The sequence below is a fragment of the Methanobrevibacter wolinii SH genome, from assembly GCF_000621965.1.
Taxonomy (GTDB): Archaea; Methanobacteriota; Methanobacteria; order Methanobacteriales; family Methanobacteriaceae; genus Methanarmilla; species Methanarmilla wolinii.
Window position 1 is genome coordinate 1 of the sequence record NZ_JHWX01000007.1, and the last position, 15,876, is coordinate 15,876.

At 22.8% G+C, this 15,876-nt stretch carries 14 protein-coding genes and 1 rRNA gene; 1 reads left to right on the forward strand and 14 read right to left on the reverse strand.

Going from position 1 to position 15,876, the window contains the following annotated elements; all coding sequences use genetic code 11:
* A 16S ribosomal RNA gene (locus T523_RS00005) occupies window positions 1-266 on the reverse strand; the annotation flags it as partial.
* 1,160 nt (window positions 267-1,426) lie between these two features.
* Here T523_RS00005 and T523_RS00010 point away from each other — a divergent pair.
* Window positions 1,427-2,449: an MraY family glycosyltransferase gene (locus tag T523_RS00010; protein ID WP_042706799.1), complete on the forward strand. Its 1,023-nt coding sequence runs from the start codon at window positions 1,427-1,429 to the stop codon at window positions 2,447-2,449.
* Window positions 2,450-2,478: 29 nt separating this feature from the next.
* On the opposite strand, the gene T523_RS00015 is transcribed toward T523_RS00010, so the two are convergent.
* The 13 genes from T523_RS00015 to T523_RS00075 form a co-directional block, all read right to left on the reverse strand.
* Window positions 2,479-2,976 (reverse strand): hypothetical protein, encoded by a 498-nt coding sequence (locus tag T523_RS00015; protein WP_042706800.1) that lies wholly within the window; start codon window positions 2,974-2,976, stop codon window positions 2,479-2,481.
* Between the two features lie 70 nt (window positions 2,977-3,046).
* Complete coding sequence (locus T523_RS00020) at window positions 3,047-3,493, reverse strand: hypothetical protein (RefSeq protein WP_042706801.1); 447 nt, start codon at window positions 3,491-3,493, stop codon at window positions 3,047-3,049.
* Window positions 3,494-3,813: 320 nt separating this feature from the next.
* Window positions 3,814-4,266 (reverse strand): sirohydrochlorin nickelochelatase, encoded by a 453-nt coding sequence (cfbA, locus tag T523_RS00025; RefSeq protein WP_394296267.1) that lies wholly within the window; start codon window positions 4,264-4,266, stop codon window positions 3,814-3,816.
* Between the two features lie 275 nt (window positions 4,267-4,541).
* On the reverse strand, window positions 4,542-6,503 hold the full coding sequence (locus T523_RS00030) for a heavy metal translocating P-type ATPase (RefSeq protein ID WP_042706804.1): 1,962 nt from the start codon (window positions 6,501-6,503) through the stop codon (window positions 4,542-4,544).
* A gap of 720 nt (window positions 6,504-7,223) precedes the next feature.
* A complete protein-coding gene (gene cobM, locus T523_RS00035) occupies window positions 7,224-7,982 on the reverse strand; it encodes a precorrin-4 C(11)-methyltransferase (RefSeq protein WP_042706805.1) in 759 nt (252 codons plus the stop codon).
* A 494-nt stretch (window positions 7,983-8,476) separates the two neighbouring features.
* Complete coding sequence (locus T523_RS00040; RefSeq protein ID WP_042706807.1) at window positions 8,477-8,827, reverse strand: VOC family protein; 351 nt, start codon at window positions 8,825-8,827, stop codon at window positions 8,477-8,479.
* 93 nt (window positions 8,828-8,920) lie between these two features.
* Window positions 8,921-9,646, reverse strand: coding sequence for a thymidylate synthase (locus tag T523_RS00045; RefSeq protein ID WP_042706808.1), 726 nt, complete (start codon window positions 9,644-9,646; stop codon window positions 8,921-8,923).
* A 422-nt stretch (window positions 9,647-10,068) separates the two neighbouring features.
* Window positions 10,069-10,482, reverse strand: coding sequence for a hypothetical protein (locus T523_RS00050; protein WP_042706809.1), 414 nt, complete (start codon window positions 10,480-10,482; stop codon window positions 10,069-10,071).
* A gap of 86 nt (window positions 10,483-10,568) precedes the next feature.
* The gene (locus T523_RS00055) at window positions 10,569-11,543 is read right to left on the reverse strand and encodes a methionine synthase (RefSeq protein ID WP_042706810.1); all 975 of its coding nucleotides are present in this window, start codon (window positions 11,541-11,543) and stop codon (window positions 10,569-10,571) included.
* Between the two features lie 252 nt (window positions 11,544-11,795).
* Window positions 11,796-12,104, reverse strand: a complete 309-nt coding sequence (locus T523_RS00060) for a DUF1894 domain-containing protein (RefSeq protein WP_042706811.1) — start codon at window positions 12,102-12,104, stop codon at window positions 11,796-11,798.
* A 43-nt stretch (window positions 12,105-12,147) separates the two neighbouring features.
* Complete coding sequence (locus T523_RS00065; protein ID WP_042706812.1) at window positions 12,148-12,615, reverse strand: DUF1890 domain-containing protein; 468 nt, start codon at window positions 12,613-12,615, stop codon at window positions 12,148-12,150.
* A 477-nt stretch (window positions 12,616-13,092) separates the two neighbouring features.
* Window positions 13,093-14,028, reverse strand: a complete 936-nt coding sequence (locus tag T523_RS00070) for a 3-hydroxyacyl-CoA dehydrogenase (protein ID WP_042706813.1) — start codon at window positions 14,026-14,028, stop codon at window positions 13,093-13,095.
* Window positions 14,029-14,624: 596 nt separating this feature from the next.
* Window positions 14,625-15,707, reverse strand: coding sequence for a hypothetical protein (locus T523_RS00075; protein WP_042706814.1), 1,083 nt, complete (start codon window positions 15,705-15,707; stop codon window positions 14,625-14,627).
* Window positions 15,708-15,876: the final 169 nt, after the last annotated feature.

Below are 15,876 nucleotides of genomic sequence, written 5' to 3' on the forward strand. Positions count from 1 at the left end.
AGATTATAGGCTTGGTAAGCCATTACCCAACCAACAACCTAATCTGCCGCAGACCCATCCTTAGGCGAAAAAACATTTAAACAAAAAACCATTACAGGAAAAATTGCCTATCCAGTATTATCCCCAGTTTCCCGGAGTTATCCCAGTCCTAAGGGTAGGTTATCCACGTGTTACTGAGCCGTACGCCACGAACCAAAAAGTTCGTTCAACTTGCATGGCTTAATCGAATCCCAATAGCAGTAGCTTCTGCCAGGATCAAACAGATTTGACAGAAAACATACATACACACAGAAGTACATAAAAAAAAGAATTATAGACGAGTATTACATAAAAAAAATCCAATTGCAAAATATTCTCCTTCCCAAAAAAAAACAGAAAAAAAACACAACAATCAAATATCACCACATCTACTAAACCAACATCAAACCCAACACCAAGTATCAGGTCCTCACAAATAAACAATTACAATAAGTAATTGATATAAACATAAAATTTTGCTATATGTGGAAAAACAGTCATCATAGTCATAATGTGATTATACATTTTAACTTAAACCAACGCCATATAACACATAGCACATACTATACAGAAAGTAACAACACACTCAAAATCAAATAGATATAATTGCAAAAACTAATAAAAATATTAAAAAGAAAAATTTAATTAATAGTTATTAAATTAAATATTAAATTTAATGATATTTAAATAAAATAACATCATAAATTAAGTTTTAATATTACCTTAAAATTAAAAATTTAATAAAATCTATTAATAATAAAATAAAAATTTAAAATTTATTAAAAATAATAAATTAAAATTAATATCAAATTAATAATAAAATAAATATTAATAATAAATTAAACAACTAATCTAATGAAAAATAAAACTTAATAAATAAATTCAATAGATAATATTAAAAATATAAAAATTAGAAAAAAAAGTAATAAAAAAGTTTATAAAAATAATAATAAACACTGTTTAAAAAAATTAAAAAAAATAATATAAATAAAGTAAAAATAAAATAATAAAAAATAAATTTTGAACAAATTTTAATATACTTAAAAATAACTTATTTCATCGAATATTTAAAAAATTAAAGAAAAAATAAGGATTTTTATAAAAATTAAATAGGAAAATATATATGCATAAAATTAGATATAATAAGAGACTTTTTTAATAAAAAAATAAAAACTTATACAAAGATTATAGTAAAAATAAGAGTATAATAGTTAATAAAAAACTAATAAAAATTTAAAAAATATTAAAAAAACAATTAATAAAATATTTTTAATAAAAATATGAGTACTTAAATAATTAATAATTAATAAAAATTAAACATTAAATTTCAAATAGCTAATAAACAAAAGATTTATTAAAATAAAATTAAATAATCCATTATAATTAGAAAAAATAAAAAGGTAAAATAATGTTTACAATTACAAGAATACCACTTACAGTAATAGCCATAATTTGTGGTTTAGTTTCTTGGTTTTTAACAAGAGAAATAATGCCTCATCTTATTAGAAGATTAAAAAAAGCAAATATTGTTGGAAAAGATATCCATAAAAGTATGAAACCATTAGTAGCAGAAATGGGTGGATTAGGAATATTATTTGGTTATATTATAGGTATATTTATAGGAATAATATTACACCCTGATTTAACCTTTGAGTTATCAATTGCACTTGTTGTAATTTTACTTGTTGGTATGATTGGAATGGTTGATGATATACTTGCATTAAAATCATATGAAAAATTAATATTACTATTTTTAGCAGGTTTACCATTAATATGGATTGCACCAAAAAATAGTGGAATATTTTATTTAATTTTAATACCTATAATCGTTTCAATAGCAAGTAATCTTACAAATATGCTTGCAGGTTTAAATGGTATTGAATCAGGTCTTGGAATTATTTCAATGATATCACTTACAATATCATGTTTAATTCTTGGAAAATATGATGTTACAATATTAAGTATGAGTTTACTTGGTTCACTTATAGCATTTTTATATTATAATAAAGCACCTGCAAAAGTCTTCCCTGGAGATACTGGAACATTAGTAATTGGTGCTACAATTGCAGTAATTGCACTTATTGGACGTGTGAAACTTGTAGCATTTATTATTATGATTCCAAATATAATTGATGCATCTCTTAAATTTTATAGTGCAGGAGTAATGAACAGATCAGAACAAAAACCTACTCAAATTAATGAAAATGAAGAATTAGTAAGACCAGAAACTGGATTTAAATCTATGATTAGATTAGTTTTAAGACATCCAATTAAAGAAAAAAATGCAGTTAAAATTATTTGGGGAATCGGTATAATATTTGGTATATTAGGTATTCTTGTTGCTATATATATGCCAATTCTTACAGGAAATGCATCACTTGCACATATTTTAAAAATTAAAAACTCATTATATACTTTTAATTTTTTCTAAATATTTCTATTTTTTACTTTTAAATATATTTAAACCCACACTACATCATCAGTTTTATATACAAAATTATTAGAATAACAAATATTATAATATGGTGCATCTGTTTTATCTTCATTATGAAAACCATAAACAATTGATCTTCTTATACGGTTATTTATTACCTGACCTAAAACAGATTTTTCACTAAGACTAAGATTAAAATCAGAGGTAGCTGTAACCCTTATTAAAATATTTGTTTTTTTAAAACTATTATTATAATTAGTCTTATAATAATCAATCTTTAATATTTTAACTTTTTTTGGATTAAATATATGACGATTAGTATATAAACTATTATACTCTTTAATTGAATAAACAGATATACTATTAATTAATGTTGCCTCATAAGCCCCGGATTTTGCACAATTCAATGCAATATTTAATTCATTTTCTTCAGATATTACTTGAATACTAGTTATAACAATCATAAGTAAGATAATTAAAAGAAAAAGATATTCTATAGATAATTGTCCTTTACTATCTAACATAAAACACAATACCTCCCAACACTCCACAGATAATTATCCTATACTATCTAACATAAACCACAATTGTAAATTAAACCCGATAAAACATGACATATGTAATATTATTATCTTCTATTTTTGTTAATTTATAAGAAAATCCAGAATTCATTAAAAAATATGGAGGAGTTCCACCATTTTTAGTTTTAATATTAATTGGAGAAATAGCTGATTCACCACGATTAAATTTATCATAAACATTAACATTATATTTTGAAATTTTAATATAATATGGATAACCTACTACATCAGATTTTAAATGAATTATTTTAGAGTACCCTATTTCATTAGAAGATACTGAATTTATAGAAACTGAAATATTATCTGCTATTACGCGCTCCTCTAAATTTTCTTTAATTGTAAATACATTAGATAAATTTGAATATAAAAATCCAAATAATAAACTTGTAATTATAATAAGAATAATAATAGAAAATAAAAAATCTAGAGATATTATTCCATTATTGTCTTTTAAAAACATAAAAGTACTTAGAATAATTAAAATTATAAAATTCAATAATTTAAACATTAAAAATAGAATATAATTAAAAATCAATATTAAGTTTAAAAATAATTTTAAATTTAAAATAAAATAAAGTCTGTTAAAATTCTATTTTTTATAATAATTTAATACTTGAAAAATTAAATTAAATACAGTGCTCTAAAAATTAGAAGAACTTCAAAAAAAAGCATGAAATATATAATTTCTTAAAAATAGCTAAATTATAACACAATTTAATAAAAATCATCTAAAGTTTATGATTAAGTTTTAAAATAAGATAAAAATTAAGAATTATGAAGTTATAAAGCTTCATCAATTCTATCTTCAATAATACCAAAAATTCTTTCATCAATTCCTAAAGGTTCAGTTAAAACAATTTCTCCATCAAAATCAACTGTTTCTATATCATGATGATGGTGATGATGATGATGTTCATCATTATGACTATGTTCATGATGTTCTTCTTTAACTTTTGGTTCTAAACCTAATATTTTAGGAATATCTCTTTTAGTATGCATTCCATTAGCAACGAAAACAGGAACAACAATAATTTTATCTAAATCTCCTTTTGATTTTAAAGTTTCAAAAGCATCAGGAATAGAAGGTTTTCTAATTTCCATGAAACCTACTTCAACGATAGCATCAGGATGATTTTTAGTATACATATCTTTATAAGCATTAATTACTACTGCTCCATCTTCTAATTTACTTCCATGTGAAAGAAGTAAAATTCCAGTTTTATTTTCACTCATTATATCACATAATTTTAATTAATTAAAAATTTAATAACAATTTAAATTTTGTTAATACAATATTATTGTATAATAATAGTATTGTACATTAGCTTTTAAATACTTTTTTACTTAAATTCAATAAAATAAAAATAAGTATTACTTTTATTAAAATTAAAGAGTTTAAGTAATAATTAAATAAGTTTAAAGAATTTAAAACATTTTTATAATAATATAGAATAAAAATTAAATAATTAAAAAAATAATATTAAAATTTAATTTAAAAATTAAAGATATTATATTTTAGATTTAAAATAATCCTTATTTAAATTAAATAAATGACTTTTATTATCTTTATTATTAATACCATAATTTAGTAATAAAGAAGAATTAATTATTACTAAAACAGAACCTAAATTATGAATAAGTGCACCTATTACTGGATTGATTATTCCAAAAATAGCTAAAAACATTGCAGTAAAATTAATAGCTAATGAAAGAGCAATATTAAAATTTATTTTATTTAATGTTTTTCTAGATATCTTAAATAAATGAGGTAAATATTTAATATTATCATTTATAAGAGTAATATCAGAAGCATTAACTGTAATATCACTTCCAATTCCACCCATTGCAATACCTACATCTGCTTTTTTAAGTGCAGGTCCATCATTAATACCATCACCAATTACAGCAATTTTTTTATCTGAATTTTGATAATCTTTAATTATATTAAGTTTATCTTCAGGCATACAATTTGATTTAAAATCCCCTATATTAACTTGAGATGAAATACTTTTAGCAGTTTTATAGTTATCACCAGTAAGCATAATAGAATTAATACCTAAGTTATTTAGTTGATTAATCACTGATTTTGAATCAGATCTTAATACATCTAAAAGAACAATAGCACCTAAAAATTTATTTTTAGTAGAAATATATACAATAGTTGAATTTTCATATTTATTTAATAAATCATTAGGAACTTTAGTATAATTTAAGATATACTCTTTTTTACCAATAAATATTTCATTTTGATTATTATTTTTATAATCATTTAATTTTTGATTTAAATCTTTATCAAGTAATCTTCCTTTAACTCCTTGACCTAAAATCATTTTAAAATTATCTACATTAAGATAGTTTAAATTATAATCTTTTTTAAATGTTTCATTAATAGATTTAGCAATTGGATGTTCAGAATTTTTTTCAATAGATGAACTAAGAGAAATTAATTCTTCTTTTGTAATATTTCCATATGGTATAATATTAATAATACGTGGTTTTCCATAAGTTAATGTTCCAGTTTTATCAAAAGCAATATTATTAATCTTAGATAATATTTCAATTGTTTTACCATTTCTTACTAAAATACCTAATTTACTAAGATTACCATTTGCTGCTACAATTGCAGTTGGTGTTGCAAGTACTAAACCACATGGACAAAATACAACAAGTACAGTAACAGCACGAATTATTTGACCTGTTATTAACCAAGTTCCTAAAGCCATAATTATTGCAATAAATACAATCCAAGTAGCCCATTTATCTGCTTGTCTTACAATATTTGCATTTTCAGGTTTTGCTTCTTCAATAAGATTTATAAGATTTTGTATAGAACTATTTTTACCTTCTTTTAATGCTTTCATATAAAAAGTACCATAAGTATTAATAGTTCCACTTAAAATTCTAGAATTTATTTTTTTATCTTGAGGAATACTTTCACCAGTTAAAGGAGATTCATCTACTGTAGTACTACCTTTTATTATAATACCATCAACAGGAATAGTTTCTCCAGGTAAAACTTTTAAAATATCTCCAACTTTAACAGCATCAATATCTGTAAATACTTCTTCTTCATTAGTTTTATTATAATTAATAATAATTCTACTATTAATTGGATTTAAATCATAAAGAGACTTCATACTATTTTCTGTTTTATTTACAGTATAATCTTCAAGATATCCTCCAATTGCCATAATTATAGAAATTACACTTGCTGCAAATACTTCTCCAATAATTATTGATGATATAATACCTATAGATACTAAAACATCTGCTTTAATATCATGATTAAAAACAAGGCCTATTATTGCATCTTTTATAATAGGAATACCGCATAATAAAATTCCAATCCATGCAAAATCAAATAAACCTAATTTTATTTTTAGAAAACTTAAAAAGATTGAAACAATTGAGATTAATATAATTATCCCATTTCTTTTATACTCATTTATTATTAATTCTCTTAATCTCATTTTAACCACTAATCAACTTAAAAACTTATTAAAAATTCTTATAACTCCAATTTAACAATATATAAACTTAAAACCTATTAAAAATTTTCATAATTCCAATTTAACCACTAATTAACTTAAAAATTAAAAAATAAATTAATTTAATAAAATAATAGATAATCTAAAAGGAATACTAAAATTTTTAATAAATAAGTTTTAAATAATCAAACTAAATTTATTAAAAATACATAATTAATAAAGTTTACTTTAATTTAAATAAATTAAATTTAAAATATTTCTTTATTTTTAAAATTAATAAATAACAATTAATTAATTTAAAATATATTAAATCTAAATTAAATACAAATAAAATAAAACTAAATTAAATCTTTATTTTAGAAATAATCAATATAATATAAATAAAGAATAGTATATAAAGTTTATTGGAATTATGATTAAAATTATTAAAGTTAACTTGATATTGAAATTTTAAAAAGAAATAAAAATAGCTAAAGAATATAAAAATAAACTATAAACCAATAATTAAATAATATATTAGTTTAAAATAAATATTTTAAAAAAATGAAATAAAATAAAAAGTAATAATAAAAATTAAGAAAAAATAATATAAAGAATAAAATATATTTTAGAAAAATGAAGTAATACTTTAATATAAAAAATTAATAAAAAATTAATTACTTAAATTATATTAAAATAATTAATTTAAGAATATATGAACTTTTAATGTCTATATTCATGTTTAAAATCTTTATCATATAATTTAGATGGATTAAAATCAGCATTAGTATCTAAAGCATCACCAACAATAATCATAGATGTTTTAGTAAAATTAGCATCATGAACTTTACTTACAATATCTCCAAGAGTTCCCCTAAGTATTTCTTGATCAGGCCAAGTTGCTTTTTTAACAACAGCAATAGGAGTATCTTTTTCATAACCAACAAGAAGTTCATCAACAACTTTATCAATCATAGAAACACCTAAAAATATACACATTGTAGCATGATGTTTTGATAAACTTGCAAGACTTTCACCTTTAGGTTTTGGAGTTCTTCCTTCAGGACGAGTAATAATAACAGTTTGAGAAACTTCTGGAAGAGTTAACTCAGTTTCAAGTGCAGCAGCAGAACCAAATACAGAACTTACACCAGGAATTACTTCATAATTAATATTTAATTTTTTAAGTTCTCTAATTTGTTCAGCAATAGCACCATATATAGATGGATCTCCTGTATGTACACGTGCAACTAATTTACCTTCAAAACATGCATTTTTAATAACTTCTGTAGTTTCATTTAGATTCATTGATGCACTATTATAAATTTTCGCATCATTTTCATTATATTCTAATATTTTTGGATTAACAAGTGATCCTGCATATATAATAACATCTACTTTTTGTATAATTTTATACCCCTTAATTGTTAAAAGTTCTACATCACCAGGACCTGCACCAATAAAAACAACTTTACCTTCCATAAATATCACAGTTTTAAAAATTTATTTAATTTAATTAATGATTTATTTAATAATTGTAATAACGAATTTTTTTTAAAATAAACCCTATAATAAAAACTCTAAAATAATAATTAATAATTTATTTAATAATTACAATAATTAAGTTTTTAAAATAAACCATATACTAATCACAATAAAAACTCTAAAATAATAATTAATAATTTATTTAATAATTACAATAATTAAGTTTTTAAAATAAACCATATACTAATCACAATAAAAACTCTAAAATAATAATTAATAATTTATTTAATAATTACAATAATTAAGTTTTTTAAAATAAACTATATATCTTATTTTAATAATAAGAATTAAAATAAAAAGTCAATTAAAAACCTTATTTTTTAAAGAATTTCAAGAAATAACAATATAGTCATTAAATAGCTATAAAATAAAATTAAGATAATTAATTAAAAAAAATATAAAAATTGAATTTAGAATAAATAACTATAAAATTATTTAGTATGTTCTATTATAACAATATTTATTCCATCCGGATCTTGAAACATTGCCATATAACCAACAGATATTTCAGTAGGTTCTAAACTAAATTCAATTCCTTTACTTTTTAAAGATTCAACCTCTTTATTAATATCATCAACAAGCATACCAGTAGCAAATAAACCAGGACTATTAACATTATCCTTAATAAGTTCTATTAAAACATCACCTTCACCTTTCATCAAGGTAATTAAAGAACCATTTGGAGGAGTAATAGTCTCTTCAACTTCAAAACCAAGTAATTTATAAAAATCAATTGATTTATTCATATCACTTACTATTCTTGTACTATACTTAATTTTCATTTTAAATCACCAAAAAACTATTTTAAGATATAAAAGTTTATAAAAAACTTAAAAATATGAAATTCAAATCTAAAATTAAGTTATAAATAATAATTAATCATTATCTTTCTCACAACGTCTTTCAGCATCCTCAAAATTATTTTCATAGATATGAGCACTAATAGAATGAATAGTAATAGGTGCAATTTCTACACCAACCTCATCAGCAACATGTTGAGCTAAATAAGTAAGACCTACTGCATTAGCAAACCATGCTCCATAAATATCATGACTTCTCCAAAGACCAGTAGTATAAAGTTTATTATGCCTAATCTTAAAATCAACAAGAATTAAACAAGGAACTTCTTCATTTACAGTATCTAAATGAGGATCCCAAGTTACTGAAATAGCTCTACGAGATTCTTTACAATTTTTTAATCTATTAATAGCAACTTTAATTTGATCTATTCCAGTATAACCTTCTCCATCTTTTTCATCTGAAAGATAATCTTCATGGTTTCTTAATCTACTACCATAAGTATATACAAATCCAGGATTATCTCTACTTAAAAATTGTTCTGAATATGTTTTTACTCTATCTCCTGCCCAAAAATAACCTTCAGGAATTTTAATATTTTCAATATTAACATATTCTTTGCCTAAACCAAAAAACCCATTACTTTGTTTTCCAAGTGGGGTTTTAATTCTTGTTACAACATTTAATAATTCTTTTGTAAGAGAACCTCTTTCATCATTTACAAAATGACCTTTAGAATAAATTAGTTTAACAAGATCTTCCCAGCAATCTGCAATATCATCATTTTCAACAACATAAACCATAATATCATTAACCTAATAACTCTAAATTTTAAAAAAAAATATTAAAATAATAATATTATCCATAGTTAAATAGAGTTTATATTATTATATATGTTTATAAATAATCAATAATAAGAATTACTAAAAATTTTTTAATAATAAAAATTATTAAAAATAGTTAAAAATAGTTAAAAAAAATAGAGAAAACTCCAATTATAAAAAAAACTTGTTTTATTTTTTAATAATAAAAATTATTAAAAATAGTTAAAAAAAATAGAGAAAACTTCAATTATAAAAACCTGTTTCATTTAAAATAAGTCCAACATCAGAATAGTTACTTCTCAAAAAACCACCATACCTAAAAATAAATGAAAAACGGGATTGAATATAAAATCAGATGCTTTTCAAGAAAAAATCAGATAAGAAATGTGTAATGTAAAAAATTATAATCCACAATAGTAACATCCATCAATATAAAAACCAAGCCTTGAAAGAAAATGTTCATAACCATTATAATCAAGAGCTTCAAAGTCTATAAGATTATAAAGATGTATATACTGTTTTTCAAGAAGCTCATTAAATATTTCAAAATCATAATCCTCTAAAATATCCTCAACATCAGATGGATTAATAGTAAACACAATATCTGCATATGATGCATCAAGTTCAACATCAGTGAGGTTATTTATAACTGAAACACTTATATTATCTACACCAACAGTCAAAAGAATCATTAAATCATCAAATCCATCAAGTAAAAAACCGATTTTCCCCCCTTCAGCAATTCCACGAAACATATGTTTAGAGTTATCCGCCCAATTTTGCCATGAATCCATATCAAAATAATCATATTCCATAATATCCCACAAACATTTAAAATTTTTATTAAAAAAGTAAAGTCTAAAAAATAACAATTTTAGAAAAAAATTAATAAATCATAAAATTAAGAATTAAACTCTTTATTCAAATTGCACATCAATTGAAGTTTTTTAAATGCATTTTCACGACTTAATTTACCAAGACCGCAATCAGGATCAAGAATTATATTATCTTCTCCAAGGACATTGACTGCTTTATGAATTAAGTCCCTGGTTCTATACTTATCATCTACCTGATCTATAGCAGAGTTTAAACAGCCAAAACCAAATTTTTTACCTTTAAATTTAGAGATATTATTTTTAAGTATTTTAAAATTATCATAATTTCCAGCAAACTCCAAATCTAAAATATCAACATTTAAATTAGCAAGATCTTTATAAATTTTAGATATATCGCCACACGCATGAACAGCAATAGGTAACTCAATATCATCTGTAAGAATATCAATAGCTTCGTGTGCAACAGACATATCTACAATCCCTGTAGATAACATAGGTTCATCAATTTGAATATATTTAGCTTCAGTCTTTTCTTCAATAGCTTTTAATTCAGAATTAAATGCATGTGCATAATCAATTATAGCATCATTTTTATTCTTATAAAATGATTCGATTCTAGAAGCACAAATCATAGTAGAAGGACCAGTTACAATTCCTTTAACACCTTTATTAACTATTTCTTCCTCTGTTAAATCATCTTCATGTTTAATTATATAATCGTCAAGAACTTTCTTTGCAGTGTTAATATCTTTAATAGTAATATCATTATGTGAAGGAAGTATTTTAGATTTAATAACTGTTGTACCGCCTTCAATTTTCATACCTTGCATATGCCTTGAGAAAATATTAATCATATTCATATTTTCACGAACACCACCATCACCAACAATATCAATACCGGCATTTAGTTCTGCAGTTACAATATCCTTAATCGCAATTTTATAAGAATCATAAACTCCAAATACGTGTTTTATTTTATCTGAAAAATTATTTGGATTTTTAAGTTCAAATGGAAAACTACCAACAACAGTTGTTAACATTTCATAACCTCCTAATAAAAAAAATTAATTATAAAATAATAAAACTAATTCTAAACTCTAAATATATTAAAAATAGACTTTGTTGAGATTTTTTAAATTTAATATAAAATTTAAAAATATTGTATTTTAGAAAATTAAAATTTTAAGTAAAATAACCTTTCAACATAGTCTAAAAATAAGATATTTAATAAAATACAATACTTAAAAATAAACCAATAATCGTTTAATAACAAAATTAAATAAACAATCAAATTAGTAATCAATACTTTTTGATTTTATATCATCAATATCATCATCAGATACTGGTAACTCAATAGCTGATGTACCATTACATGGTTTTGTATAAGTAATACATACTGTTTTTTTATCAGGATTAATTCCTACTGGTATTGGTGGTATACCAATTAATCGAATACCCAATACTTTTTCACCAGCATTAACATGTACTAACTGTTTAGAATTATCTTTAACTGCTTGAGCACATTGTTTAAAACCTGATTGTTTAAGTAATATTTTATAATCATCAGATTGTTGTAAATATGTATCTAGACAAAAGGACATAATTATCACTTCTAAATTATTTTTTTATAAAATTCAAAAAATTTTATTGATTATTTAAAATTTCATCTAAAGCTTTATTTAAACTTACTTTAATAGGATTAGGATTGTGATAAGCACGAGCAGTAGCAATATATGCATCTGTTGACTCATCAACCATTTCTGCAAGTTCATCAACTAGAGATTGATCCCTATTAAATACAAGAGCAAGTTTTTTAGTATTTTTCATTAAAGTACAATAAGTAATAAAGTAAGTTGCTGCTGAATCCTTATGTACAAACCCAATTATTAAATCATAATCTTCATCCTGAACCTTATCAAGATAATTATCAATATTTACATTTTTATGTTTATAATATCCTTTTGGATCTGAAACTTTAACTAATTTAGCTGCTGCAGGATTTGCTGAAATAGTTACTTCATAACCTAAATCAATTAATTTACTACAAGTGTACATTGCCATAGGTGTCTGAGATGAAATCTCAGGACAACCTAGTAATAATAATGCTTTCATATTAAAAAACTTCCATATAAATTTAAAACCTTTTTATAATATCATTATTTTATTATTATAATACATTAATAATATTTATATATAATTCTTTAATTATAAACATTGTTATATAATACAATTGTTAAAAAATTATTAAAATCATTTAAAAATAATTTTTTAATGTATTAAAATTTAAAAAAAATATGGAAACAAAACCCCAAAACAAAAAAAACTCAAAAATAAATATAAAAACAAAACCCCAAAACAAAAAAAAAAACTCAAAAATAAATATAAAAAAGCGATATCGAAATATTTAAAGTAAAATATTACTATTTAACAGAAATAGGATGAAATAAATAAAAAATTAAAGGAAAAAATATAATAATTTAAAGATTTACTTCAATTAAATAATTTCTTCCTAAAATTTAATATTTATAAAGAACTTCACCAACCCTTAAACTCATTAAAGGAGTTATACTAGCTTTATAATATAAATATTTAATATTTATAGAAACCTTCACCAGCATTTACACCAGTTTTACCTGCATCAATTTTTTCTTTAAGTAAAGCAGCAATTTTACCTGGAATAGTATCAGGATTAGAAGCCTTTGGATTCATAATTACAATATTGTATGCAGTAACTAATCCAACAACATCAAGTATTCTAAATGGACCTGATGGAGCACCAGTTGCGAGCATCCATGTTTTATCAATAGTTTCAGGATCTGCAACACCTTTTGCATATAACATTTCTCCAGCATTCAAAAATGGAACAAGCATAGAATTTAATATATAACCTGGTTGTTCTTTTTTAAGTTTTAAAGGAATCATACCAATATTAGATGCAAATTCTGCAACTTCATCATAATATTTTTGATCAGTACCTGGATGACCCATAACTTCTGCAGTATTATTTTTCCATATCTCATTAGCAAAGTGTAATGCTAAATATTTTTCAGGACGACCAGTATATTCTGCAAATTCACTAGGGAGTCTAGTTGAAGAATTAGTAACTATAATAGTTTTTTCAGGAAGATGTTTTGCTAATTCTTCATAAAAAGGAATTTTTTGTTTAGGATCTTCAGCAATTGCTTCAATAACAAGATCTGCATCTTTTCCTACTTCTTCATAACTTGTTGTTAAAACAAGATTATCATAAGCAGTTATAACATTTTCCTTTAATTTATCAATTTCTTCATCACTTAAATCTTTTTCATCAGCTAATCCTCTACAATATGCAACAGGGTTAGTTTTCATAGCTTCAAGTGTATTTAAATAAATTTCTTTTAAACGGTCAATTTTAGGTTGAGCTCTTCCAATAGATCCCTCACTTCTAAGCCAAATTTTTACATTAAATCCTTTATATGCAGATTGAAATGCAATTTGACTACCTAAAACTCCACCACCAGCTACTACAACATTTTTTATATCCATAATAATCACCTTATCGATATAAGAATTTTAAAAACATTTTAAAAAGTTCACTCTGTAAAAAATAGATTTTTACATGAAATATTTCCTAATTTTTAGTTTAAAAAATTAAACTAAAATCTATACAATTATGTGAATAATGGTATATAATTTATTTAATTAAAATTTTTCTATTTGATTCTTGAATAAAAAATAGTATTATATAATAAATAATGTATTTAATTATATAAATTTTAGATTAAATTATAATATATATAGTAAATTTCCTACAAAAATGAATTTTTGATTAAAAAACTTTCAGAAGCAGAATAATTAAAAATTATGCAATAATAAATCCCTTTAAATTTAAGATAAAATTTATTTATGTAAAAATAACCTAATTTAATAAAAATTGAATTTTAGAATCAAATATATTTCCAAGAAAAAATTAAATTTAATTCCTAATAAAAACCCCAAAAAATAATTTTATATCAAATTTAAAACCTAAAAATTCAAAAAATAAAACTAAAAAACCAGAAAAAAACAAAACCAGAAAACCAGAAAAAAACAAACACAAAAAAATAAAAAATGAAAAGTTTAAGAATTAGACTTAAAAAAGTCTAATGTCTCGTTACAACAACCGAATGTCCTAAAACTAAAGCCGCCAAGAATAGGAATGTTAATAACGCCAAACCATTAATAGTCCTATTAAATATGAAACAACCAACTAATGTTTGTGAAATAAATGCAGAAAGACAACCAATTAAAAGAACTTCCCGTCCTAAATATTTTTGGCTTTTTTTCTCCCTTAATTGACGATATATTGTTAAAACCTTAAGACCTACAATAATTACAAATAAAACAAATATTATAAGGCCAATTAAACCTAAATATCCGAAATCAAATGCATATCCAAAGATACCACTTAACATGTAATCTATTGTATCTTTTTGATTTACTAATGTACCAAAGAATACAGGATATGGTAAACCAAAGAACAATATAAATTGCATTGGTAATGAAATATAACCTTCAGCAAATCCAGTTGCTGTAGAATTAGCCCAATAAGAAGCACTTACATTATGACCAATAAGTTGAGTACTTGTAAGTACAGTCTTAATACTACTACCAGAATATGTTTCAATCCTTGCAATCCTTAACATAGGTGAGAAGATAGGCATATTTAAAACCATAGATAAACCTTGGAGTAAACCAAATGCTACAACAACTAAACCTAAAAACATGAAAATCCTTTTTAAAGTGAAAACAGATTTTTGTCTGAAAGATTTAGATATCATTGTATATCCTATGAATAAACCTAAAATCCAAAGAGTAAGGAAAGACCTGTGCATCATTCCACCAAAAACTGTAATACCGATAATAATAAAGTATACAAGTTTTTTAAGACCTTTAACATTTACACCCGATTCTTCCATTACCTTCATCGATGATAGTGCCGTAATTACACATGCAAGAGCAAGAGGCCCAAAAGGATGAGTAAACTCATTTTGACCAAATGATAAAAACAGCATGAGAATATCCGCTGCAAAAAGTAACATGAATGCTCCTGACAAGAACAAAGATAAGAATGTAACTACACTAAGTGATAAAGGAACTAAATTTATAATAAAAATCATTGAAGCAATTAGAATAATCGCTATTTCAATAATTAATTGTAAATGATTTTGTGCAATCAATAACATGTTTTATCACTAAGAAATAATTTTTTTATAAAATATGAAAAAATTAATAATAAATTACATCTAAAAGACATAAAATTTGATATTAAAATATCCTAAATAATACATAAAATAGTATTATATTATAATATATTTTATATTAATTTAATTTATATTTTAATTATATTAAAAC

Bases quoted from the DNA above. Each gene is read 5' to 3' on its own strand.
- T523_RS00020 (WP_042706801.1), bottom strand. From the start codon at position 3,493: ATGTTTTTAAAAGACAATAATGGAATAATATCTCTAGATTTTTTATTT.
- T523_RS00065 (WP_042706812.1), bottom strand. From the start codon at position 12,615: ATGAAAGCATTATTATTACTAGGTTGTCCTGAGATTTCATCTCAGACA.
- T523_RS00070 (WP_042706813.1), bottom strand. From the start codon at position 14,028: ATGGATATAAAAAATGTTGTAGTAGCTGGTGGTGGAGTTTTAGGTAGT.
- T523_RS00015 (WP_042706800.1), bottom strand. From the start codon at position 2,976: ATGTTAGATAGTAAAGGACAATTATCTATAGAATATCTTTTTCTTTTA.
- T523_RS00030 (WP_042706804.1), bottom strand. From the start codon at position 6,503: ATGAGATTAAGAGAATTAATAATAAATGAGTATAAAAGAAATGGGATA.
- T523_RS00045 (WP_042706808.1), bottom strand. From the start codon at position 9,646: ATGGTTTATGTTGTTGAAAATGATGATATTGCAGATTGCTGGGAAGAT.
- cfbA (WP_394296267.1), bottom strand. From the start codon at position 4,266: ATGAGTGAAAATAAAACTGGAATTTTACTTCTTTCACATGGAAGTAAA.
- T523_RS00055 (WP_042706810.1), bottom strand. From the start codon at position 11,543: ATGTTAACAACTGTTGTTGGTAGTTTTCCATTTGAACTTAAAAATCCA.
- T523_RS00075 (WP_042706814.1), bottom strand. From the start codon at position 15,707: ATGTTATTGATTGCACAAAATCATTTACAATTAATTATTGAAATAGCG.
- T523_RS00040 (WP_042706807.1), bottom strand. From the start codon at position 8,827: ATGAAAATTAAGTATAGTACAAGAATAGTAAGTGATATGAATAAATCA.
- cobM (WP_042706805.1), bottom strand. From the start codon at position 7,982: ATGGAAGGTAAAGTTGTTTTTATTGGTGCAGGTCCTGGTGATGTAGAA.
- T523_RS00060 (WP_042706811.1), bottom strand. From the start codon at position 12,104: ATGTCCTTTTGTCTAGATACATATTTACAACAATCTGATGATTATAAA.
- T523_RS00010 (WP_042706799.1), top strand. From the start codon at position 1,427: ATGTTTACAATTACAAGAATACCACTTACAGTAATAGCCATAATTTGT.
- T523_RS00050 (WP_042706809.1), bottom strand. From the start codon at position 10,482: ATGGAATATGATTATTTTGATATGGATTCATGGCAAAATTGGGCGGAT.